Annotated in this window: 18 protein-coding genes and 2 pseudogenes; 6 read left to right on the top strand and 14 right to left on the bottom strand. The window is 70.4% G+C overall.

The window, feature by feature from the left end:
- Position 1: 1 nt before the first annotated feature.
- The 3 genes and pseudogenes from BLQ14_RS11225 to BLQ14_RS11215 all read right to left on the bottom strand — a co-directional run.
- Positions 2-913, bottom strand: coding sequence for an AAA family ATPase (locus tag BLQ14_RS11225; protein ID WP_092500665.1), 912 nt, complete (start codon positions 911-913; stop codon positions 2-4).
- 125 nt (positions 914-1038) lie between these two features.
- Positions 1039-1940: pseudogene (locus BLQ14_RS11220) on the bottom strand (NAD-dependent epimerase/dehydratase family protein).
- 105 nt (positions 1941-2045) lie between these two features.
- A pseudogene (locus BLQ14_RS11215) lies at positions 2046-2412 on the bottom strand (polyphosphate kinase 2); the annotation flags it as partial.
- A 185-nt stretch (positions 2413-2597) separates the two neighbouring features.
- Between BLQ14_RS11215 and xsc the strand changes: the two are divergent.
- Positions 2598-4376, top strand: a complete 1779-nt coding sequence (xsc, locus tag BLQ14_RS11210; RefSeq protein ID WP_092500664.1) for a sulfoacetaldehyde acetyltransferase — start codon at positions 2598-2600, stop codon at positions 4374-4376.
- 1 nt (position 4377) lies between these two features.
- Positions 4378-5532, top strand: a complete 1155-nt coding sequence (locus tag BLQ14_RS11205; protein ID WP_092500663.1) for an acetate/propionate family kinase — start codon at positions 4378-4380, stop codon at positions 5530-5532.
- Positions 5533-5538: 6 nt separating this feature from the next.
- Here BLQ14_RS11205 and BLQ14_RS11200 read toward each other — a convergent pair whose 3' ends face one another.
- From BLQ14_RS11200 to BLQ14_RS15440, 4 genes are read right to left on the bottom strand one after another with little or no spacing between them, the layout of a single operon-like run.
- Positions 5539-6408: a phosphate acyltransferase gene (locus BLQ14_RS11200; RefSeq protein WP_092500662.1), complete on the bottom strand. Its 870-nt coding sequence runs from the start codon at positions 6406-6408 to the stop codon at positions 5539-5541.
- Positions 6409-6462: 54 nt separating this feature from the next.
- Complete coding sequence (locus tag BLQ14_RS11195) at positions 6463-8640, bottom strand: GumC family protein (protein WP_092500661.1); 2178 nt, start codon at positions 8638-8640, stop codon at positions 6463-6465.
- Positions 8633-10063 carry an O-antigen ligase family protein gene (locus BLQ14_RS15445; protein WP_215904815.1) on the bottom strand — a complete coding sequence of 477 codons (1431 nt, stop codon included), beginning with the start codon at positions 10061-10063 and terminating at the stop codon, positions 8633-8635. The genes BLQ14_RS11195 and BLQ14_RS15445 overlap by 8 nt, the downstream gene beginning before the upstream one ends.
- Positions 10064-10073: 10 nt before the next feature.
- Positions 10074-10844, bottom strand: coding sequence for a hypothetical protein (locus tag BLQ14_RS15440; protein WP_176759544.1), 771 nt, complete (start codon positions 10842-10844; stop codon positions 10074-10076).
- Positions 10845-10951: 107 nt separating this feature from the next.
- Between BLQ14_RS15440 and BLQ14_RS11185 the strand changes: the two genes are divergently transcribed.
- Positions 10952-11416 carry an amino acid synthesis family protein gene (locus BLQ14_RS11185; RefSeq protein ID WP_143004487.1) on the top strand — a complete coding sequence of 155 codons (465 nt, stop codon included), beginning with the start codon at positions 10952-10954 and terminating at the stop codon, positions 11414-11416.
- On the opposite strand, the gene BLQ14_RS11180 is transcribed toward BLQ14_RS11185, so the two are convergent.
- On the bottom strand, positions 11388-11834 hold the full coding sequence (locus tag BLQ14_RS11180) for a hypothetical protein (protein ID WP_143004486.1): 447 nt from the start codon (positions 11832-11834) through the stop codon (positions 11388-11390). The two genes, BLQ14_RS11185 and BLQ14_RS11180, sit on opposite strands and share 29 nt — an antisense overlap.
- A 377-nt stretch (positions 11835-12211) precedes the next feature.
- Between BLQ14_RS11180 and BLQ14_RS11175 the strand changes: the two genes are divergently transcribed.
- On the top strand, positions 12212-12919 hold the full coding sequence (locus BLQ14_RS11175; RefSeq protein ID WP_092500657.1) for a sugar transferase: 708 nt from the start codon (positions 12212-12214) through the stop codon (positions 12917-12919).
- On the opposite strand, the gene BLQ14_RS11170 is transcribed toward BLQ14_RS11175, so the two are convergent.
- The 4 genes from BLQ14_RS11170 to BLQ14_RS11160 all read right to left on the bottom strand — a co-directional run bounded on the left by BLQ14_RS11170 (position 12913) and on the right by BLQ14_RS11160 (position 17276).
- Positions 12913-14151, bottom strand: a complete 1239-nt coding sequence (locus tag BLQ14_RS11170; protein WP_092500656.1) for a hypothetical protein — start codon at positions 14149-14151, stop codon at positions 12913-12915. The two genes, BLQ14_RS11175 and BLQ14_RS11170, sit on opposite strands and share 7 nt — an antisense overlap.
- Positions 14138-15100 carry a sulfotransferase family protein gene (locus BLQ14_RS15435; protein ID WP_170068354.1) on the bottom strand — a complete coding sequence of 321 codons (963 nt, stop codon included), beginning with the start codon at positions 15098-15100 and terminating at the stop codon, positions 14138-14140. Before BLQ14_RS15435 ends, BLQ14_RS11170 begins: the two co-directional genes overlap by 14 nt.
- On the bottom strand, positions 15091-16269 hold the full coding sequence (locus BLQ14_RS15430) for a polysaccharide biosynthesis protein (RefSeq protein WP_170068355.1): 1179 nt from the start codon (positions 16267-16269) through the stop codon (positions 15091-15093). The genes BLQ14_RS15435 and BLQ14_RS15430 overlap by 10 nt, the downstream gene beginning before the upstream one ends.
- Positions 16270-16364: 95 nt before the next feature.
- Positions 16365-17276, bottom strand: coding sequence for a glycosyltransferase family 2 protein (locus tag BLQ14_RS11160; protein WP_092500655.1), 912 nt, complete (start codon positions 17274-17276; stop codon positions 16365-16367).
- Positions 17277-17468: 192 nt separating this feature from the next.
- Between BLQ14_RS11160 and BLQ14_RS11155 the strand changes: the two genes are divergently transcribed.
- Positions 17469-17732 (top strand): spike base protein, RCAP_Rcc01079 family, encoded by a 264-nt coding sequence (locus tag BLQ14_RS11155; RefSeq protein WP_092500654.1) that lies wholly within the window; start codon positions 17469-17471, stop codon positions 17730-17732.
- A 3-nt stretch (positions 17733-17735) separates the two neighbouring features.
- Entirely contained in the window at positions 17736-18653 is a 918-nt protein-coding gene (locus BLQ14_RS11150) for a phage head spike fiber domain-containing protein (protein WP_092500653.1), read from the top strand.
- A gap of 94 nt (positions 18654-18747) precedes the next feature.
- Here BLQ14_RS11150 and BLQ14_RS11145 read toward each other — a convergent pair whose 3' ends face one another.
- Both BLQ14_RS11145 and BLQ14_RS11140 read right to left on the bottom strand, forming a co-directional pair.
- Positions 18748-19656 (bottom strand): WecB/TagA/CpsF family glycosyltransferase, encoded by a 909-nt coding sequence (locus BLQ14_RS11145; RefSeq protein ID WP_092500652.1) that lies wholly within the window; start codon positions 19654-19656, stop codon positions 18748-18750.
- Between the two features lie 68 nt (positions 19657-19724).
- The gene (locus BLQ14_RS11140; protein ID WP_092500876.1) at positions 19725-20546 is read right to left on the bottom strand and encodes a citryl-CoA lyase; all 822 of its coding nucleotides are present in this window, start codon (positions 20544-20546) and stop codon (positions 19725-19727) included.
- Positions 20547-20596: the final 50 nt, after the last annotated feature.

Raw genomic sequence — 20596 nt, 5'->3', positions numbered from 1 at the left:
CTCACGCCGGGGCGAGCTCCGCCCTGACCTCGTTGAGAAGGCGCGCGGCTTCCGAGCCTTGGATGCGCATGATATCGTCCTGGTATTTCAGGATCGCGCCGAGCGTGTCGGCGATCACCTCGGGGCTGAGCGAAACCACGTCGAGCGCGAGCAGGCATTTCGCCCAGTCGATGGTTTCGGCCACACCGGGTTTCTTGAACAGATCCTCCTCGCGCAGCCGCTGGACGAAGGCCACCACCTCGCGGCTGAGGCTCTCGGCCGCCTCGGGTACGCGAGCGTGCAGGATTTCAAGTTCGCGCTCGAAGCTCGGGTAATCCACCCAGTGGTAGAGGCAGCGGCGCTTGAGCGCGTCATGCACCTCGCGGGTGCGGTTGGAGGTGAGCACCACGATCGGCGGGGTGAGCGCGCGCACCGTTCCAAGCTCGGGGATGGTCACCTGATAGTCGGAAAGCGCCTCGAGAAGAAACGCCTCGAAGGGCTCGTCGGTGCGGTCGATCTCGTCGATGAGCAGCACCGGCGGGCCGTCCACATGCGGGCGCAGCGCCTTCAGAAGCGGCCGCTCGATGAGGTATTCCTCGCTGAAGAGCTCATCCTTCAGCGTCTCGCGGTCGGCCCCGCCCACGGCTTCGGCGGTGCGGATGGCGATCATCTGCTCGGCGAAGTTCCATTCATAGACGGCCGAGGCGGCATCAAGCCCCTCATAACACTGCAGGCGGATCAGCTCGCGCCCCAGCGCCCCGGCAAGCGCCTTGGCGATCTCGGTCTTGCCGACGCCGGCCTCGCCCTCGAGAAACAGGGGCTTGTTCAGCTTCAGCGCCAGAAACACCACCGTGGCCAGCGCCCGGCCGCAGACGTATTTCTGCCCGGCCAGAAGCTCTTGCACCTCCTCGATCGACTTCACATCCCTGAGCACTGCCCGGCCTCCCGCTGCTCCTGCGCGCCCCCATGCTGCACGTTGCGCGGGCGCGCACAAGGGGGCGGCCGCGCCCGTGCCGGGCGCGTGCCTTCGGCAAGGGTATTTTCACCAGGATGATGGGATCAGGCGCGTGCTGGATCGTCAAGGCAGTCTCGCAAGCTGTGGCGCGGCCGCCAGCCGGTCATGCGCTTGAGCCTGTCATTGGCATGGAGCGTCTCCCTCTCGCCCAGCGCGCGCTTCACCGGCATGCCCTGATAGAAGCGCTCGAGGATCTCGGAGGTGGTGAGATTCACCGAATGGTCGTCGTTGGAGACGTTGAAGATCTGGTAGCCGAGCCCGTCCGTCCGCAGGCAGGCCTCGACGGCCGCGGCGAGGTCGCGGGCATCGATACAGGCGAAGAAGTCTCCCAGCCGGTAATTCTCCATGCAGATGTAGGCAGAAAAATTATCTTGGTATTCATGGGGTTCGAAGACGATGTTGATGCGCAGGCCGTAGATGTCGGCGCCCGAGGGGCGCTGGAAGCTGCCCGCCGTGGCCTCGTTGCAGACCTTCGACATGGCGTAGCTGTCCATCGGCACGGTGGGGTGATCCTCGTCGATGGGCAGGTCGTCGGGCTTTACCTCCCCATCGGCGAAGCAGATGCCGTAGGTGGTCTCGGAGGAGGCGAAGACGATCTTGCGCACGCCCATCTTCAGCGCCGCATCGATGACGTTGTAGGTGCCGAGCACATTGGTGCGGTAGCACTCGTTGTCGGCGGTCATCAGGATGCGCGGGATGGCGGCGAAATGCACCACTGCATCGAAGCGCGGCACGCCGGTGCCCGGTTCGAGCTCGTCGAATCCGGCATAGGAGGACATCACGTCATACATCTGCCCCGCATCGGTGATGTCGGCGATGCGGTTGTCCATACCGGGGCGTCGAGCGGTTTCAGATCGACGTTGAGCACGCGGTGGCCGCGCTCGATCAGGTAAGCGACGGCGTGGCGGCCGGCCTTGCCGGTGCCGCCGGTGAGGAGAATGCGAATCCTGCAGCCTCGCGTCCTGCTGTTCCCGCGCCCCCGTGTCCTCGCCCGCCCTTGCCTGCGGGGGCGTCTGGAGCAGGGCCTTGTCCCCCGCCGCACGGGTTGCAGTCAAGTGCCTCCGCAAGTCTTCGCGCGACGCGTACGGGTGTGCGGATGCGGGTAGACGCCGCGGATGCGGTCGGAATGCAGGACGACGACCTGCGCGCAGCCAACGATCAGCGGGCCGGGGACATGGACGAGCCCGGCATCCTTGCCGGGGTAGTCGAGCGAATGCAGGAAGTGGCGCACGTAATCGAGGCGCGCGCTTCTTGTCATCCCATTTGACGATCGTCCACGGCGCGTCAGCCGTGTCGGTGTGGAAGAACATCGCCTCCTTCGCCGCGGTGCAGTCGTCCCATTTGTCGCGGCTGGTCCTGTCGATAGGCGGGAGCTTCCACTGCTTGAGCGCGCCGGTCTCGCGGCCCCTGAAGCGGCGGCACGGGCAGGCGCGCCGTCAGCTGCGCAGGTTTGACGCCCCATCTGCTTCCTGCTTCTGCGGGCAAGACTGGATCTATCGCCACCTCTTCTCTGGCCCTATCGGGGGCGGGTAGAGGGCAGTAGGGTCCGCGCGCAAGAGGACGGCCCGCGGGCCGGTCAGGTGCAAGTCAGGGAGAGCGCCAGATGCGGATGACCACCGAGGAAGCCTTCGTGAAGGTGTTGCAGCGCCACGGAATTCAGCATGCCTTCGGCATCATCGGCTCGGCCTTCATGCCGATCTCGGACCTGTTTCCGAAGGCGGGCATCACCTTCTGGGACTGCGCGCATGAAGGCTCGGGCGGGTTCATGGCCGACGGCTTCACCCGCGCGAGCGGCAAGATGTGCATGATGATCGCCCAGAACGGCCCCGGTATCACCAATTTCGTCACCGCGGTGAAGACCGCGTACTGGAACCACACCCCCCTTCTTCTGGTCACCCCGCAGGCGGCCAACAAGACCATGGGCCAGGGCGGCTTTCAGGAAGTGGAGCAGATGCATGTCTTCCAGGACATGGTCGCCTATCAGGAGGAAGTGCGCGACCCCTCGCGGGTGGCCGAGGTGCTCAACCGCGTGATCATGAAGGCCTGGCGCGCCTCGGCGCCGGCGCAGATCAACATCCCGCGCGACTTCTGGACCCAGGTGATCGACATCGAGCTTCCCGAGCCCATCTGGTTCGAGCGCCCCGCCGGCGGCGAAAGCGAGGTCGAGGCAGCGGCAAGGCTTCTGTCGGAGGCGAAGTTTCCGGTCATCCTCAACGGCGCAGGCGTGATCCTTGCCGGCGCCATCCCCGACACGGTGGCGCTCGCCGAGCGGCTCGATGCGCCGGTCTGCTGCGGCTATCAGCACAATGACGCCTTTCCCGGCTCGCACCCGCTGCATGCGGGGCCTCTGGGCTACAACGGCTCAAAGGCGGCGATGGAGCTCATCTCAAGGGCCGATGTTGTGCTGGCGCTCGGCAACCGGCTCAACCCCTTCTCCACGCTTCCTGCCTATGGCATCGACTACTGGCCACGCGAGGCGAAGATCATCCAGAACGACATCAACCCCGACCGCATTGGGCTCACCAAGAAGATCGACGTCGGCATCGTCGGCGACGCGGGCAAGGTGGCGCGCGCCATTCTCGAGCGGCTTTCGGACACGGCCGGAGACGCGGGCCGCGAGGAGCGGCGCAATCTGATCGCGCAGACCAAGTCGCGCTGGGCGCAGGAGCTTTCCTCGATGGATCACGAGGAGGACGACCCCGGCACCACCTGGAACGAGCGCGCGCGCAAGGCCAAGCCCGACTGGATGAGTCCGCGCATGGCCTGGCGGGCGATCATGCAAGCGCTGCCGCGCGATGCCATCATCTCCTCGGACATCGGCAACAACTGCGCCATCGGCAATGCCTATCCGAGCTTCGAGAAGGGGCGGAAATACCTCGCCCCCGGCCTTTACGGCCCCTGCGGCTATGGCCTGCCGGCGATCGTGGGCGCCAAGATCGCCTGCCCCGACACGCCGGTGGTGGGCTTTGCCGGGGATGGCGCCTTCGGCATCGCCGTCAACGAACTCACCGCCATCGGCCGGCCCGAGTGGCCGGCGATCACGCAGATCGTGTTCCGCAACTACCAGTGGGGGGCTGAGAAGCGGAACTCGACGCTGTGGTATGACGACAACTTCGTCGGCACCGAGCTTGACGAGGATGTCTCCTATGCAGGAATCGCTGAGGCCTGCGGGCTGAAGGGCGTGGTGGTGCGCACCATGGACGAGCTCACCGCGGCGCTCAACGAGGCGATCCGCGACCAGATGGAGAACAACACCACCACGCTCATCGAGGCGCTCATCAACCAGGAGCTGGGCGAGCCCTTCCGGCGCGATGCGATGAAGAAGCCGGTGGAGGTGGCCGGGATCGACCCCGCCGACATGCGCCCGCAGAAGGGCGCCTGAAGTGGCCGGTGCGGCCGGCGACATTCTGGTTCTGAACGCGGGGTCGTCCTCGATCAAGTTCGCGCTCTTCGATGGCGCGCTTGGAGAGCGGCACCGGGGCATTGCCGCCGGCATCGGCGGTGATGCCCGCCTCGTGATCGACGGGCGGGCGCGCACGCTGGCCCTGCCCGACCACCGCGCCGCGCTCACCGCGGTGCTCGAGGCGCTGGCCGCGCTTGGCGTTCAGGTGAAGCGCCTTCGCGCGGCCGGCCACCGGGTGGTGCATGGCGGCGCGGCGCTCACGCGGCCGGTGCGGATCACGGCCGAAACGCTGGCCGCGATCCGCGCCTGCGTGCCGCTTGCGCCCCTGCACAACCCCCACAACCTCGCCGCCATAGAGGCGCTGGCCGAGATTGCCCCCGGGCTGCCACAGTTCGCCAGTTTCGACACCGCCTTTCACGCCAGCAACCCCGAGGTGGCGGTGCGCTACGCCATCCCGCGCGCGGAGGAGGCGCGCGGCATCCGCCGTTACGGCTTTCACGGGCTGAGCTATTCCTCGCTTGTCGCGCGGCTTCCCGAGATCTCGGGCGCGCCCCTGCCCCGGCGGCTTCTGGCCTTTCACCTCGGCAACGGCGCCTCGGCCTGCGCCATTCTCGAGGGCCGATCGGTCGCCACCACCATGGGCTATTCGCCGCTTGACGGGCTGCCCATGGGCACGCGGGCGGGCAGCATCGACGCGACCGCCGTGCTGAGGATGGTGGAGATTCACGGGCTTGAGCGCACACAGGCGATCCTCAACCACGACAGCGGGCTCAAGGCGCTCTCGGGCGGCATCTCAGACATGCGCAAGCTGCTCGCGGCGGGCACGCCCGAGGCTGCGTTCGCGGTGGAGCACTTCTGCTACTGGACGCTGAGGCACGCGGGCTCGCTCATCATGGCTATGGGCGGGGTGGACGCTGTGGCCTTCACCGGCGGCATCGGCGAGAACGCCGCGCCCATCCGCGCCTGCATCGCGGCCGGCATGACCTGGCTCGGCGCGCGACTCGACGCAGCGGCAAACGCGGCCGGTGGCCCGCGCCTGCATGCGCCCGACTCGGCCATCGGACTGTGGGTTGTGCCCGCCGAGGAGGAACGGGTGATTGCGGCGGATGCGCTAGCGCTGCTCGGGGCGGGGTGAGAGGGCTCAGCCGGGCGCGTCCATCGCCACGGTGACGGCGGTGGCGGCGATGATGTCCTCGACGCGCGCGCCGCGCGAGAGGTCGCAGACAGGGCGGGCAAAGCCCTGCAGGAACGGCCCGACGGCCTGCGCGCCGGCAAGCTCCTGGGCGAGCTTGTAGGCGATGTTGCCGGCATCGAGCGAGGGAAAGATCAGCACATTGGCCTCTCCCCCGCCCGGCGCGCCCTTCTTCGCGGCGATTGATGCGTTGAGCGCGGCGTCGGCCTGCAAGGGCCCGGGAAAGCCCGTGGCCTCGGCCGCCGCGCGCACGATCTCCACCGAAGCGCCCGCGCCCGAGCTGCCGGTGGAATAGGACAGAAGCGCCACCCGCGCCTCGCCCAGAAGCGCGCGCGCCGAAGCCGCGGTGGCACGGGCGATGTCGGCAAGCTCCCCGGCGGTGGGCGCGACGTTGACGGCGCAATCGGCAAAGATCATCTCGCGCCCGCCCGGAAAGAGCATCAGAAAGAAGGAGGAGACGGTGGAGACACCGGGCGCGAGCCCGATGACCATGGAGGCGGCCTCGATCACCCGGCGGGTGGGCGCGTCGGCCCCGGCAACCATCGCCTCGGCCTCGCCCGCGGCCACCATCGCCGCGGCGCGGTAGAGCGGGCGCGCGAGCATCCGTCGCGCGATCTGCGGCTTCACCCCACGCCGCTCGGCGAGCGCGGTGACATGCGCCTCGGCCGGCTCTGCAACGAGCGGCACCGGCCGGCAGATGCCCTCCGCCTGCATCCGTGCAATCGCCGCCGCGACCCGCGGCTCTTCCGCCTCGGGAAAGACCACGCGCGCCGCGCGCGCCCTGGCACGTTCCATTGCCCGCTCGAGCACGCCCGCCATTGCCGCCCTCCTGACAATCCGCCTTCCTCAATGGGCCAGCAGGCCGGACGCAGGTCAATAGCCCGCCCAGCCGGGCAAGCCAGACGGCGGAAGCCCATAGGCGGCATCACCTCTGCCACAGGCGTTGAGAACCGGCAGGAGCGGCTTTTCGGACCCCATCGCGGAGGCGAGGCGCGCGGCGGCCATTCGCGCGTCCGCCTGCGCTGTCCGCCCGTGGCGCGTGACCAGCACCGCCGCATCGGCATGGTTGGCAAGAATCTCCGCATCGACCACGGCCAGAAGCGGCGGCGTATCGATCACCACGAGGTCGGCAATGCTGCGCAGATGCCGCATCACCGTCGCGAAGGCGGGGGACAGGATCAGCCGGTCGGTCGGCCCCTCCCTCCAGGGGCGGCCAACCACAACCGAGGCCTCACTGAGCGGGTCGGGGATCAGAAACCCGTCTCCCTCCGGTTCGATGTCGGGCTCGGCGAGGTAATCGGCAAGCCCGTAGAGGGGCGTTGCGCCGAGAAGCGCGGCCAGGTGGGGCCGCCGCAGATCGGCATCGACGACGATGACCCTCCGGCCGATCTGCGCTTCGGCGCGGGCAAGGGCAAGCGCCAGGGTCGACTTGCCCTCGCCGGGGGCGGCGGAGGCGAGCATGACGACCCGCCCGCCGGGGCGGCCCGCCGGAAGGTGCCTGTCGATCGCGGCGCGAAGGCCGCGGACGCCTTCGGCACAGGGTGCCTGCGGCGCGGTCACCACGGCATCGGCCGGGGGTTCGCGGCCCCCGTGCCGGGGAATGACCGCCGCAAGGGGCCGCGCGACGGCGGATTCGAGTTGCGCCGGCGACACGATAGCCCCGAACCAGAGCTCGCGCATCAGCGCGAAGCCGAACCCGAGGCCCGCGGCGACGAGCGCGCCCACTGAGAGGACAAGGCCGCGGTCGGGAAAGGAGGGGCTGCCGGGCGCGAGCGCCGGCGAGACGATGCGCGCATCGGCGACCTGGATGGGAGCCTGCGCCTCGAGCGCGCGCTGGCGCGCGAGGAGCGCGGCGTGCTGCTCGCGGGCGATTCCCGCCTCCTGCCGCAGCTCGTGCAGTCGCGCCAGCGCGGTTGACGACAGCGCACCGCCAAGCACCGCCTGCCGCAGCTCGGCGCCGATCTCGCCCTTGCGGCGCTCGATCTCGGCCAGTTCGGCGCGCATGTCCTGCAGCGCAGCATCGGTTTCGGCCTCGATGCGCTCGTCAAGCGACGCAATGACGCGCCGAAGGTCGGCCATTGCCGGGCTGTCCGGCGGCGTGCGTGAAAGCTGGCGGCGAAAGGCTTCGCGCTTGTCGATCAGCGCGGCGAGCGCGGCATCCGACAGCCGCTCGGGGAGCGCCTGCCAGTCTCCGGCCCCTGCGGCGCGCTGGGCCGCGGCAAGGCTCTCGCCGACGGAGCGCTGGCGGGCGGCAAGCTCGGCGAGCGCCGCATCGAGCGCGCGCACGTCGCCGCGGCCGGCGTCGCTCACCAGCAACTCGACATTCTCTGCAAGAAAGGCGTCGAAGGCGGCGTTGGCATCGGCGAGGCGTTGGCGCGCGCGCGCAACCTCGGCCCGCAACAGCTCGCGCGCGTGCTCGACGACGCGGGTGCGCGCCGCGATCTGGCCCTCGAGATAGGCCTCGGCCACCGCATTGGCGATGCGTGCAGCGCGCTCCGGCTCACGCGCCGTCACGGAGATCTCGAAAACCTGGGTGAGCCCGCGGCGCCGCACCGCAAGCGCCCGCGCGAGGCGATCCAGGGTACTGTCGAGCAGCACGCGCCCCGAAGGCAGGGGGCCCGCGGGCAGGCCGAGCGCGGCACGCAGCTTGTCCGGCAGCGTGGGGCCCGCCCCGAATTCGGGATCGGAGGCAAGGGCGAGACGGTCGATCGCGGCAAGGAGCGTCGCTTTCGATCGGGCGATCTCGACCTCGCTCTCGACGCGGGCGCCCTCGGCGCCGGGTCTTGGGGCGGAACCCGGTGCATCTGGCGTCAGCAAGGCTTGCTGACTCGGGTCGACGAGCAACAGGGCGGTCGCGGTGTAGCGCGGCTCGACGACGAGAAGCCCGGTTGCAAACATCAGCATCACCGCCGCGGTGACGGCGAGGATGTCGCGCAGGCGCCGCCGACAGATGGCGGCGATCTCGCGCGCGTCAAGCACGCGCTCGGGAAGTACGGTGACGCCCGTGCGCGGGGATGCCACGGGTGGAGGCGCAAGCGATCCGTCAGCCATCGTCGCACTCCTTTCGGGCAAGGGCGCCGCAGCGACGGGCCTCGGCGCGGCCCAGGCCGAGTGCGATGAGCGCCAGCAACAGAAGCAGGTTGGCGTCGATTTCGAAGCTGAAGTCTGCCGCCGCGTGCAGCGCCGCCTGTACGAGAGCGGCCAGCGCCGCCACCGCCATCGGGTTTGCCGGCGCGGCGGCGCCGCCAAGGCCCGCGACGAGACGCGCACCCGCGAGCAGCCCGGCAAGGAGCGGCAAGCTGCCCCAGATGAGCCCCGCCTCGCACCAAAGCGTCAGATACGTCGCATGCGGAAAGTCCCACACCCGCGCGGGGGACAATTCGGGCCGGTGATAGAGCTCGAAGGCCGCGGCGAAACCGTCCCATCCGAAGCCCGTCCACGGTCGCTCGGAGATGAGCCGCAGGCTCTGGCGCCAGAGCAGGAGCCGCTCCTCCAGCGCCGCGGGCGTGGCGAGCAGACGGTCAGGCAGCGCGCGCCCCGCGAGGAAGGCCACGAGCCCGAGCGCAAGAACGCCCGGAAGCGCCACGCGCAACGGGTGTTGCGCCCCACGCCGCCGCGCCAGGCTGCGACGCGGCCGCGCGAAAAACAGCACGACGCCCGCGCCGACCAGTGACGAGACGAGCCCCATGCGCGATCCGCTGGCGGCCAGGGCCGCGAGCATCGCACCGGCCAGACTGACGAGGAGCAGCGCCTCGGGCGGCCGCCGGCGCGCGTCCGCCAGCGCAAGGGCAAGGGCCAGGTTCATCCCCAGACCCATATGGGCGGCAAAGGCGTTGCGGTTGACGAAACCGCCGGTCGCGAAGCCGGGATAGGCGCTGTTCGCCGACCAGAGCACCCCCTCCCCGGGCATCTGCAGAGCCGCCAGAGCCAGGAGAGCGTGACCGGCAACGCCAAGCACGATCAGCCAGGCGAGGCGCCGCGCCGCGCGCGGGCAACAGGCCAGTTGCGCGACGAGACAGAACAGCGCCAGTGCGCCCGCCCCGCGCAAAATGCCGAGGGCCGTGGCCGAGGGGGTCAGGCTGACCGGCCGGGCGGTTGCCGGCAGCTCGAGCGGCAGCGGCGCCAGAGCGGCCAGGGGCGGCGGCAGGGGCACGAGCTGCAGCCCGAGACCGGCGAGAAAGGCGGCGCCGATCGCGATGAGAATGCGAAGGCCGGGCGGCAGGGCCATGTGCGCCGGCGCGGCCGGAAACGAGCAGTCGGCGGCGAGGCGCAGGGCGAGAAGCGCGCAGAAGACCGCCGTGCTTGCGAGCCAGAGCACCGGGCGGGCGGCGCCGTCGGCCAGCGCGACGGCCCACAGCGACAGCGCGAGGATCGGCAAGGTTGCCGCTTCGAGAACATGTGCGGAGGCGAACCCGACAGCTCGCATCCGGCCCGGTGGGGCCGCCGAGGCCGCCCGACTGCTGCTGAAACGCATGCCCGACGCCTCAACCGTCATTGTCTCGCCCCGCCGCCCCCGAGAGGCGCCTGAGCGCCGCCGCGACATTGGCCCGCGCCCTGGCGCTGGCCACGGCAAGGGCCGCGCCGACCTCCTCGCGCCAGTCAGGGTGTCGAACAAGCAACCGCGCCAGCGCGTCTCCGGGCGGGCTTTCGGAGAGGATGACCATGTCGGACCGCGCGCGATAAAGACCGGCCAGCGCCTCGGGAGGGCCAAGCCGCATGGCCACGGCCAGACGCCAACCCGCTTGCCAGGCTTCCGCCGGCGCGCGGCGGCGGGCCGCCTCGAGCAGCGCCTCCACCCGTTGCGGCCGCGCGAGCGCGAGCTGGTTTTCGCGCCTGATTTCCCGAGCGGCGAGAGCGGCGGCGCGCACGAGGAACGCCGGCCCATGACCCGGCCATTCCTGCGCGGCCGTCTCGGCCGCGGCGGCGCAGCGCTCTGACAGACGGGCACGCGCCCGCCCCACCACGAGACCGGAAAGCGTGCCCACGAGCCCTTCGAGACAGCCGCGTATGAGCGCGACGCGTCCGCGCTGGGACAGGGGCATGTCGGCTGGCGCCCCGACCGCGGAAAGCCGGGCGACCGTTGCGGCCGGGCCCGCCCGCGCAAGGCGCTCGGCGGCGATTTCGCGCGGCAGCAACCAGACTGACAGGGCAGCGAGGGCGACGAGCAGCACTGCGCCGCCGAGCTTCATCGCCCGCCCCCCGCTGCCCGCCTGCACCGCACCGGATGAGGCCATGCCTGATTTCGCGCGCTGCATGTCACGACATCTCCGCCCTCGGCGCAAGCCGCCTTCTGCGACCGCACGGCCATGCAAGCAGGCGAAGGTTAGGGAAATGTTAAGCGTGCTCGGACACACTCGGCGGCATGGACGCGATCTTGAGGCGACAAAGAGGACGGGCGTTGTGCGCTCCTGGGCGCATCCTGGCCGTTATCCTGCCGCTGGTGCTGCCGTTCGCGGCAGGGGCGGAGGAGACCCTCCCACCTGGCGGCACCGCCCTCGACGGGCCGGCACTGCGCGGTGCCTGCAGCGCCGAGCGCGCCTGCGTGGCCTGGGCCGGGGGATTTGTCGAAGCGCTGCGCAGGCAAGGCGCGCCACTGCCCGAGCTCAATGAACGCCTCGGCATCCTGGCGGCGCTCCTCATCGCCGAAGCGCACAGCGGCACTGCCGCGCGCTCCGCCGTCGCAGCGGCCCTGCGACTGCTTGCCGAGGCTTCGACAGATGCCGCGCAGGCGCACTCGATGCGGACGCTTGCCGCAATTCTGGCCGATCCGGCCGTCGCGCTTGACGGCCTCGAGCTGTTCACGCCGGTGGCGGCGAGCCCGTCGTGACAGAGGGGGGCAGACCGGCATCGCTGCGGCCGGGGTCGAGGCTGGCGCCAGCTGCGCCGGGGCAGGCGGCAACCCCGAGTGCAATCAGCTCTCGCCCGGAGAGGCGGGCAAAGCCCATGGTTACATGACGCGCGCTGGCCATGAACCAGCGGCGAAGCCGGGGCGGATAATGCGCCGCCATCACCCGCGACCAATGCTCGAACTGGCGGGGCGGTAGGGAGATGCCGTAAAAGCGCGAGCTCGGCCCGTGGAAGCCGAATACTGTTGCCGGGGAGACGCAGGCGCGCGGCAGCCCGATGTAGAGCGTGCATGCCGACAGGCAGTAGCGCCCGCGAATCTCCACAACCGCCCCTTCGGCGCGCAGCCGGGCGACCTGCGCCACCCGCGCGGGCAAGGATCCGCCCGGATCATCGCCCACCACGAGCCTGCCCTGAGCCCCGGCGCAGGCCGCCGGCATGAGAACTGATACAAGACAGGCCGCCGCCAGAAGGCGGCCTCTTGCCCCTTGAGCCATCATCTCACCCCCTCGATGCAGGCGCGCGCCTGCCCAACTGCCCCCACCACCAGAGAGCCTTGCGTCGGAAGGTGAGAAACCTGTTAAGAGACGGTGCCTTGTTCTTTGAAATTCAGCAAAAATGCCGGATCTTCGAAGCCGCGCCCGGACACCGGACCGCGGCGTTTGCCTCTGCCGTTAGACGGCCATTAACCGCTTTACGGATCCTTAGGGAAATTTCGCCTTCATGAGCCCCGACGTGGCCGGCCACAGCCGCAGGCTGGCCCGGCAGGGAGGGCGCGATGTCGGACGAAACGGTCAATGCAGCCTTGCAACTTGCGGTCGGTGACGCCGTCCCCGACCGCGGCGGCGCGGCAAGCGGTTCCGCCCTGCACGGCTTCTATGCGAGACATGGCAAACGCCTGTTCGACATTCTCGGCGCGGCCGTCCTTCTTGCCGCGTTTCTCCCGCTTCTGGCCATTCTCGTGATCGTCATCCGCTGCGACGGCGGGCCTGCCTTTTATGCGCAGACGCGCGTTGGCCGCGGGGGGCGGCGCTTCCGATGCCTCAAGCTGCGCACCATGGTGCCGGGGGCAGAAGGCGTGCTCGCTGATCTCTGCGCGCGCGACCCGAGGCTGCGCCTCGAATGGGAGCGGTTCCAGAAGCTGTCGGATGATCCGCGCATCACCCGGCTGGGCCGCTTTCTACGCAAGACCAGCATCGATGAAATTCCCCAACTCATCAACGTGTTGCGCGGCGACATGAGTCTGGTCGGCGCGCGCCCGTTCACGCCCGGGCAAGAAGCCGCCTACCGTCGGGCCGGGGGGCGGTCCTATTTCCTTCATCGTCCGGGCCTGACCGGGCCATGGCAGGTCTCCGAACGCGCGCGGGGTGTCTTCGCGAGCCGCGTCGCCCATGACGAGCACTACCTGGCCACGATCAGCCTCGGCAAGGACCTCCAGCTGCTGCTCTGCACCGTCGGCGCTGTCCTGCGCGGCACCGGTCAGTAGCCGCGCGCGCCGTGCGCCTGCCCGGGCGCACGCAATGCCGCGTGGTGCGGGCGGGCGCCGGAGAAGCCGGCGAAGAGCCACAGCTGAAAGAGCGGCAGCTCCCAGTATTTCTCGGCCCAGGCAAAGATCAGCAGAACCGCCAGAAAGCCGGCAAGCGCGGTCACGTCGGCCCCGAACGCCCGCCGCAGGCTCGTCACGAGAAGCGAGGCGCTTGCCAGCGACATCACCAGCCCGTAGCGCGCCAGATAGTCGCTGAGGCCGTTGTTCGAGGGAAGGCGCGCGGTCTCGTCTCCCGAGATGACGAGACCGCGCCCAAGAAGCGGCCTCTGGACGAGATCGGCAATGTCGAGATGAAAACTTGCCATCCGGCTCAGGCTCCACCTCATGTACGGCGCGTAACCAGATTGAATTTCCTTAATTATCTTCGGCAGGAGAAAATCGGCGGTGAGGCAGGCCAGAACCGCGGCGGGAATCGTCGGGAGAAGCAGGAGGCGCCAGCCGCCGCCGTGACGCCAAAGGATGAAAGCCACGCTCACCATCGCGCCGATCCAGGTGGTGGTGGAGAAGGTCGACGCCATCGCCGCGAGCAGAACGATGTTGCCCGGATCGAGCCCGATGCGCCCGGCAAGCAGGCGCGCCCAGAGCGCCAGGGCAAGCACCATGCCGAAGGCCGCCGGCTCCCACATGAAGCCGTGATTCTGCCCCGCCCTGTCTGGCGCGACGGTGTACACAAGCCAGCTCGCGCGCCGCCACGAGCCGGTGAGCGTCTCGCCAACCTGCGTGCCGCCGACAAACCGCAACGGTTCGGGAGCCAGCCGGTACAGAGCCTCGGGCAGACCGGGCAGGACAAGCCCGGCGGCGTAGAGCCCAAGCGAGAGCGCTGCCAGCATCACGACCCAGCGGGACAGGCGCTCGAGCGGCCGCGAGACGGCCCCGATCACGAAGGCTGCGGTCAGGAGCCTGAGAAAATGGCCCGCCCAGGTGCGCACAACGATCGCGCCGTCGATGAGCGCATGCAGCCCGAGCCACAGGAGCGAGAGCAGGAGAAAGGCGATCACAACCGGCGAAATCCCGCCCCCGCGCAGGAGCCAGAAGGCAAGGGCCAGAGCGAAGACGCCGAGCTGGAAGGCATCGGCGAAATTCACCAGGGCGGCGCGGCTGGAGACGAGCAGAACGAGGACAACAAGCAGGTCTTCCAGCCGCTTGTGGGCAAAAGCTTCAGCGGTATGCATGGCAGCGCCGCCCCCGTCTGAGCCGCGCGAACTTCTCGCGGCGCAACGGCACGTCGAGAAGGTGATAGAACGGCGCCGCCCCCATGCGCCAGGCGTCGCTGGCCAGATGCTCGAGGGTTGACGGCACCGCGGCAAGATCGTCAAGCAGCGCCTCGAGCCCGTAGCCCAAGGCCGCCAGCCGCTCCCGGCCCGCCCAGAGGAGGTAGCGGCGCTGCCAGCGGCGCCGCAGGGGATTGATGGCGCGCGCGCGCCAGTCGGGCGAACGCCGGCGCATGCGCCCGTCGTCGCCATGGCGGCGCGGGTCTCCCATGGTGCCCTCAAGCAGGGGCGTCTTGACACGGGCGGCTGCCGGATCGAGCCCGAGCCACTCGAACAGCCCTGCCAGCACGTCTTCGGGCCTCTCGAGCATATCCTCGTAGCGGATCAGGCGGATGCGCTGGTCGGCCGCACGCGCCAGGGCGGCAAGCCCGTCGAGCCCCTCGAAGAGATCGATCGCGTGGCGCGGCACCATCCATCGACCGTCACCCCATGTGTCGTTGATCGACTGGATGATGGCCGGCGGCTCCCGGGTCAGGACGATGAACCTTCCCTGCGGGAACAGGCGCAGCAGATCGCGGGCCAGGAGGGCATAGCGCGGCGTCTTGTCGATGAACACGCGCGCCCCCGGCCCGGCCAGCTTGCGGTACAGCCCCATGGCGAAGCCGCGCACGGCCGCGTCCCAGTCGCTCTGGCCGGCGGGAAGGCGCCCGCGAAACTCCTCCAGAGCGCGCGCCATCATGCCGTGGTCATGGACGCCGGCGACCATGTCTGCGCGGCCGGCCAGGAGCAAGGGCAGAAGGAGCCATGGCTCGGCGACCGTGGCGACGCCCGGATGTGCCGCCAGTCGGCGCTGCAGGAGGGTGGAGCCCGAGCGCGGCAGAGACAGAAGAAAGACCGGCGTCAGGCACATGGTCCCACCGCGCCCAGTCTGACGCCGCTCCGGCGGGTGAAGCGCCAGGCGGGAATCGCCGAGCCGAGGGCGAGATGCGTCGACGCCGCCAGCGCAACACCGGCCGGCCCAAGGATAAGAAACCCGACTCCCGCGCCAACGGCGAGCCCGGCAAGGAGGCCCGCGGCGATGACAAGTGCCTCCGCCTCGCCGCCCGCGATGCGCAAGGCGAGCTGCCCCGGCCCGATGGCCGCCTGCAGACAGGAGCCGACGCCGAGGAGCCCGATCAGGAGGGCGGCATCGGCCGGCACGCGCGCAAAGAGTGCCTCCGTCACTGGCCGGGCAAGAACCACGATGCAGAGCGCCATCGTCACGCTCGCGAGCGCGGCGACGCGCGCGATGCGGCACAGCGCGCCGCCCGCCTGTGCGGGCCAGCCGCCGGATCGCGCGGTTGCAAGAACCGGCGCGGCCATGGCGCGCGCGGCGACCAGCACGAATCCAAGCGGCAGCACAAGCCGCATCGCAAGGCCAAGATCGACCGTCTGCGACTGCGTGCCGAGAGCGGCGACCATCCACAGGGGCAGCTGGCCGGCGACGACCGCAACGGCGTTGGTCAGCGCGCCGCTCGCGATGTCGCCCCAGTTCGGCGAGAGGGGGCGCGCGGGCCCGGCTTCGGCCATTGCCCGGCGCACAACCGCCATGCCTGCGGCGATGCTCAGGCCAAGGCCGGCCAGCTGGGCCGCCGCGAGGCCGGAAAGGCCGGTGCCGGCGGCTGGAAAGATCGCGATGGCAAGGCAGACAACCCCGCTCGACAGCGTGCCGCCAAACAGGAGGGCGCAGCGGCAGCGCCCCAGAGCGAGCAGGAGCGCCGACAGGAATGACTGGGCCGCGACCAGCGCAAGCCATGCCACGAGCAGCAGCGGCCGCACGCCGAGCCAGGCAGCAAGCCAGTCGCCGGGAACGAAGGAGACTGCCGCGATGCCCATGAGCCCCGCGATCACCGACCAGACCAGTGCGAACCGGCGCGCGAGCGGGACGATCAGCGAGCGCGCGCCCCGAGCGCGCAGCAGCGCGGTATCAAAGCCGAGCACCGTCAGCGGCCCGGCCGCGGCCATGAACGACAGGACGATCAGCGCGTGGGCCAAGGCCGCCTCCCCCATCGAGCGGCTGAGAAGCGCGATCGAAAGCATTCCGAACCCCGCCTGAGTGGCGCGCAGCACGATGAGAGTGGCCCCCTCTGCCGCAAGCCCTCGCAAGGGGCGCGCGCGCGGTGACGTTGCCGCCGTCACGACACGCCCCGCGCGGCGAGCCACTCGTCAGCCAGCCGCCCCCAGCCCACGCGCGCAAGGCTGCGCCTGCGCGCCAGCTTGCGCCATCCGCCACGCCCCCTGTCGTGGACAAGCGCCGCGCCGTGGCAGGAAATCAGCCCGCGGCACAGGCTGCGGGCGACGACGCCCCGGCGCGCCAGCCAGCGCCATGGCAGGGGCGGGGCGGGCTTTTGCCGGCAGATCGCCTCGACCTCCGCGTCATAGTCCGCGGCTTGCGCCGAGGAGCGCTGCTCTCCCGGCCGCTCGCGGAAGGCCGCAAGGGGCACGTCCACGGCGACGAGTTCGGCGTGTTCGGCAAACCGCGTCCAGAGTTCGAAATCGGCGGCAAGTCGCCAGCGCAGATCGAGTCCGCCCGTCCGCTCCCACAGGCGGCGGCGCCAGAACATGCTTTCCTGCTGCAGATAGCCGCCGAGCGCGCGGCGATACCAGCCGTTGGCGATGAAGCGGCGCGGATAGGCGGGAAGCTTGCTCTGGATTCGCGTCAACTGCCCGCTGGCGGAGAGATAGGCGGGCGTGCCGATGATCCAGTCGATCTCGGGAAAGCGGGCGAAGATCTCGCGCACCACGGCAAAGGTCCACGGCATGAGGACGTCATCGGCGTTGATCCAGCAGAGGATCTCGCCGCGGGCGCGCGCCATGCCCTTGGCGATGGCGTGATACTGGCCGGCGTCGGGCTCGGAGACGAGGACGTCGATCGCCTGGCCGAAGCCGCGGGCGATCGCGAGGGTGGCGTCGGTCGAGGCGCCGTCGATGAACAGATACTCGTCGCCGGCCTGCTTCTGGGCGATCACCGAACGGATCGTCTCGGCCGCGAAGCGCTCCATGTTGCGGGCGGCCGTGACGACGGAAATGGCGGGCGCCACGCTCATTCCGCCGCCTTTCGGACCGGGTCCGAAGTCACGAACGCCGAGGGGGACAAAACGCTATTTTTCAGCCTCTTGAGTGCTGTTTTTGAAGCACTTCTCATCACACTTCCCGCGCAGCGCACGGTGAGGTCAGAGGCCGGAAACCCCTTGGCTTCACGCTTTGGGCGGAATCGTTGCAATGAGGAGTGACGCATCATGGACAATCCCTTCTCGAGCCGGGCGATGCCGCTTGGCGGGCCGGCGCGCGACCTCGTGCCGGTGAACGCCGATGATGCCGTGGGGCTCGGCTTCACCGCCGTGGCGCTCTATGTGGAGACGGGCGGCACGCTGAGCGTGGTCACCGCGGCGGGCGAGACACGCAGCTTCACCGTGGGTGATTTCGCCATCCTGCCCGTGGGCGTGCGGCAGGTGATGGCAACAGGCACCACCGCGGCCGGCATTCACGCCTTCCGGGTCTGAGCGATGCTTGGCGTTTCGATACCGGCGGTGGCGGTGCGTGGGCGCCGCCCCTTCCCGGTGACGCTGGAGCTCGGCGGGCCCCGGCTGCCCGCCGGCGTGGGCCTCGCCCGGGCCTCGCCCGCGACCCGCATCGCCGCCGATGGCACGATCGAGCTCATCGGCCCGGACGCGCCACGGTTTGACCATGACCCGGTCAGCCTCGCGCCGCTCGGCCTTCTGGTGGAGCCGGCGGCCACCAATCTGGTGCATGAGGCGGTGGCGGCGGGGCCGCGCTGGAGCGCGCTCAATGCCACGCTCACCACGCTTTCGCTTGGTGCCATGGGGCTTTTTCCGGGGCTCGCCGTGGCCGGCGGTGGCGAGAAATGGCACCGCGCCCAGGTGGTCACCGGCGGGTGGAGCGCCGGCACACCGCTCCAGCTGAGCGTGTGGTATCTGCCGGGCAGCTCCGGCGAGATCATGGTGAACATCCGCAACGTGACGGCGGGGGTGGAATCGGTGGCCACGGGGCCGGCCGGCGCGGTGGCGGCGCTGAGCGGCGGGGCCGGAGCGATCAGCGATGTGCGCAATCTGGTGCTCGCCGGCGGCGTGCGGAAGGTGGAGATGACCTTCACGCCCGATGCTGCCGCCGACGAGGGGCGGCTTGGCGTGGGGCCGAACAGCGCGGTCGCGGGCGAGGATGTCATCGTGCTCGGCGCGCAGATCGAGGCCGGGGATGTGGCGACGAGCCTGATCCTCTCCTCGGGCGGGCCCGGCGCGCGGGCCGGGGATGTCGTGACGCTTGAGCGCTGGAGCGGCACGCATGACCTCGAGATCACCCACGGGAGCGGCGCGGTGGACTTGCGCAGCGCCGTGGCACTCGCGCCGGGGCATGTCGCAAGCCCCTTTGCCGAGCGGTGGGTGCGGCGGCTGCGCATCCTTTGAGCCGGAAGCCGTCCCGGCGGGGCGGGCGTGCGGGCGCCCGCCTCGCGACGGCCATGAGGCGCGCGGCGGCACCGGCGGCGACGTCATCGGAACCTCAGCCGCGCCCGGCCGCGGCGGCAAGCGCCAGCCGCGCCAGAAAGCGCGGCGCGCCGATCAGATAGCGCGGCCAGAGGCGGCGGAAATCCGTGGCCAGCCGAAAGCTCCACTCAAGCCCCGCGCGCTGCATCCACCGCGGGGCGCGCGGCCGGGCGCCGGAGAGAAAGTCGAAGGCGGCGCCGACGCCGATGAGCGTTGCCGGCAGGCGATCGACATGCTCGGCCATCCATACATCCTGTCTGGGCGAGGAGATGCCCACCCACACCACATCGGCGCCGCTGTCGCGGATCTGCGCGGTGATCGCGGCATCCTCCTCGGTCGTCAGCGGGCGGAAGGCCGGGCTGCAGACGCCCACGATCCGCGTGCGAGGCGCAAAGCGCGCCGCCAGCCGCTCGGCCACTCCCGGCGCGCCGCCATAGAGAAAGTGCCTGAGCCCGTCGCCGCCCTCGGAGAGCATCTTCTCCATCAGGTCAGGCCCGGCCGCGCGGGTCGCCGGCAATCCCCGCGCGCGCGCCAGCCACACAAGCGGCATCCCGTCGGCCAGGTTCATCGCCGCGCCGCGCGCCACCTGCAGGAGTGCGGGATCGCGTGACATCGCCTCGGTCGAGGCGACATCGCGCACGCCGACATAGCGCCCCTGCCCGTCACGCGCCCAGGCGCGGATGCGGGCGGCGGCGGTGTCGAGATCGACAAGGGTCAGGGGAATGCCCAGAACCTCTGTCATCGCCGCGGGAGCGGGCCGCTTGAGGCGCGCGTGGAGCGGCGGCGCGCAAGCCGCCTCACGTTCCTGCCCCGCGCGAGTTGCGATCAGCGGCGTGTTCATCTGCATCTGCCCTCCCCTGTCGAGCGCCACAACCGTGCCGCCCGCCGGAACGCGCAAGGGCGGCCGGGCCCGCGGCCAGAGCATTAACCTTCGGTTTTCTTAATGGCCGGTTAAGCGGCGGCGGGAAGGGTTGGGGCGTGCGGGCGGGGCGCTCAGCCCGTGCCACCCTCCTCGTGAAGAGGCAGGCACTCGGGCGGCATCGGGCCCTTGTTACGCCCGCCCTGGCACATCTGCTCCCAGGCGTGGGCGAGGATGCCGACCGAGCGCGAGAGGCAGAACAGCCCGCGCGCAAGCGGGGGCGCAAAGCCGAGCTCGCAGAAGATCACTGCCGTCGCGCCGTCGATGTTCATGGCGATGGGCGCCCCGCGCGCCCGGCCGACGGATGCCTGCACCGCCTCGCCGATGTCGGCAAACCGGCCCGAGACCGTGCCTTCGGCCGCGGCGGCGCGCACCAGCGCCATCAGCCGCGGCGCGCGCGGGTCCACCGGCTTGTGGAAGCGATGACCATAGCCCGGCACGATCCGCCCGCGGCGCGCGCGCCAGTCCGAAAGCCCCTCCTCCACCGCGCGCCCGAGTGGCGCGCCGGCATCGATGCGCGCGGCGATGTCATTGAGAAGCTCGGCGCATTGCTCGCCTGCCCCGCCGTGAACGTCGCCGAGCATGTTCACGCCGGTGGCGATGGCATTGTTGAGACCGACCCCGCAGGTCGCGGCCATGCGCGCGGCGGCGATGGAGGGAGCCTGCGGCCCGTGATCGACCGCGGCGACGAGCGCGGCTTCGAGAAGCGCGGCCTGCCCCGGCTGGGGCATCTGGCCGCGCAGCATCAGCCAGATCATCTCGGCAAGGCCGACATTGCCGATGAGTTCCTCGACCGGCCGGCCGCGCAGGGCGATGCGCCCCGGCGCCATGTCGATGATGGCGGTGCGCCACCAGCCGCGCACGCGCTCGCTGCACGCCTCCTGCTGCTGCGTCATGGCTTGCTCCTCCTTGCCCACCTCTCGCCGCAGCCGGCCCATGCGCGCCG

This window comes from Meinhardsimonia xiamenensis, from assembly GCF_900102905.1.
Lineage (GTDB): Bacteria > Pseudomonadota > Alphaproteobacteria > Rhodobacterales > Rhodobacteraceae > Meinhardsimonia > Meinhardsimonia xiamenensis.
This window is presented reverse-complemented; position numbering and strand designations above follow the sequence as displayed.

Excerpts from the sequence above, each read along its gene's own strand:
- BLQ14_RS11195 (WP_092500661.1), bottom strand. The coding sequence starts at position 8,640 with ATGGCTGACGGATCGCTTGCGCCTCCACCCGTGGCATCCCCGCGCACG.
- BLQ14_RS11155 (WP_092500654.1), top strand. The coding sequence starts at position 17,469 with ATGGACAATCCCTTCTCGAGCCGGGCGATGCCGCTTGGCGGGCCGGCG.
- BLQ14_RS15440 (WP_176759544.1), bottom strand. The coding sequence starts at position 10,844 with ATGCAGCGCGCGAAATCAGGCATGGCCTCATCCGGTGCGGTGCAGGCG.
- BLQ14_RS11145 (WP_092500652.1), bottom strand. The coding sequence starts at position 19,656 with ATGCTCTGGCCGCGGGCCCGGCCGCCCTTGCGCGTTCCGGCGGGCGGC.
- BLQ14_RS11200 (WP_092500662.1), bottom strand. The coding sequence starts at position 6,408 with ATGGCGGGCGTGCTCGAGCGGGCAATGGAACGTGCCAGGGCGCGCGCG.
- BLQ14_RS15445 (WP_215904815.1), bottom strand. The coding sequence starts at position 10,063 with ATGCGTTTCAGCAGCAGTCGGGCGGCCTCGGCGGCCCCACCGGGCCGG.
- BLQ14_RS15435 (WP_170068354.1), bottom strand. The coding sequence starts at position 15,100 with ATGTGCCTGACGCCGGTCTTTCTTCTGTCTCTGCCGCGCTCGGGCTCC.
- BLQ14_RS11150 (WP_092500653.1), top strand. The coding sequence starts at position 17,736 with ATGCTTGGCGTTTCGATACCGGCGGTGGCGGTGCGTGGGCGCCGCCCC.
- BLQ14_RS11170 (WP_092500656.1), bottom strand. The coding sequence starts at position 14,151 with ATGCATACCGCTGAAGCTTTTGCCCACAAGCGGCTGGAAGACCTGCTT.
- BLQ14_RS11185 (WP_143004487.1), top strand. The coding sequence starts at position 10,952 with ATGGACGCGATCTTGAGGCGACAAAGAGGACGGGCGTTGTGCGCTCCT.
- BLQ14_RS11175 (WP_092500657.1), top strand. The coding sequence starts at position 12,212 with ATGTCGGACGAAACGGTCAATGCAGCCTTGCAACTTGCGGTCGGTGAC.
- xsc (WP_092500664.1), top strand. The coding sequence starts at position 2,598 with ATGCGGATGACCACCGAGGAAGCCTTCGTGAAGGTGTTGCAGCGCCAC.
- BLQ14_RS15430 (WP_170068355.1), bottom strand. The coding sequence starts at position 16,269 with ATGCTTTCGATCGCGCTTCTCAGCCGCTCGATGGGGGAGGCGGCCTTG.
- BLQ14_RS11160 (WP_092500655.1), bottom strand. The coding sequence starts at position 17,276 with ATGAGCGTGGCGCCCGCCATTTCCGTCGTCACGGCCGCCCGCAACATG.
- BLQ14_RS11140 (WP_092500876.1), bottom strand. The coding sequence starts at position 20,546 with ATGACGCAGCAGCAGGAGGCGTGCAGCGAGCGCGTGCGCGGCTGGTGG.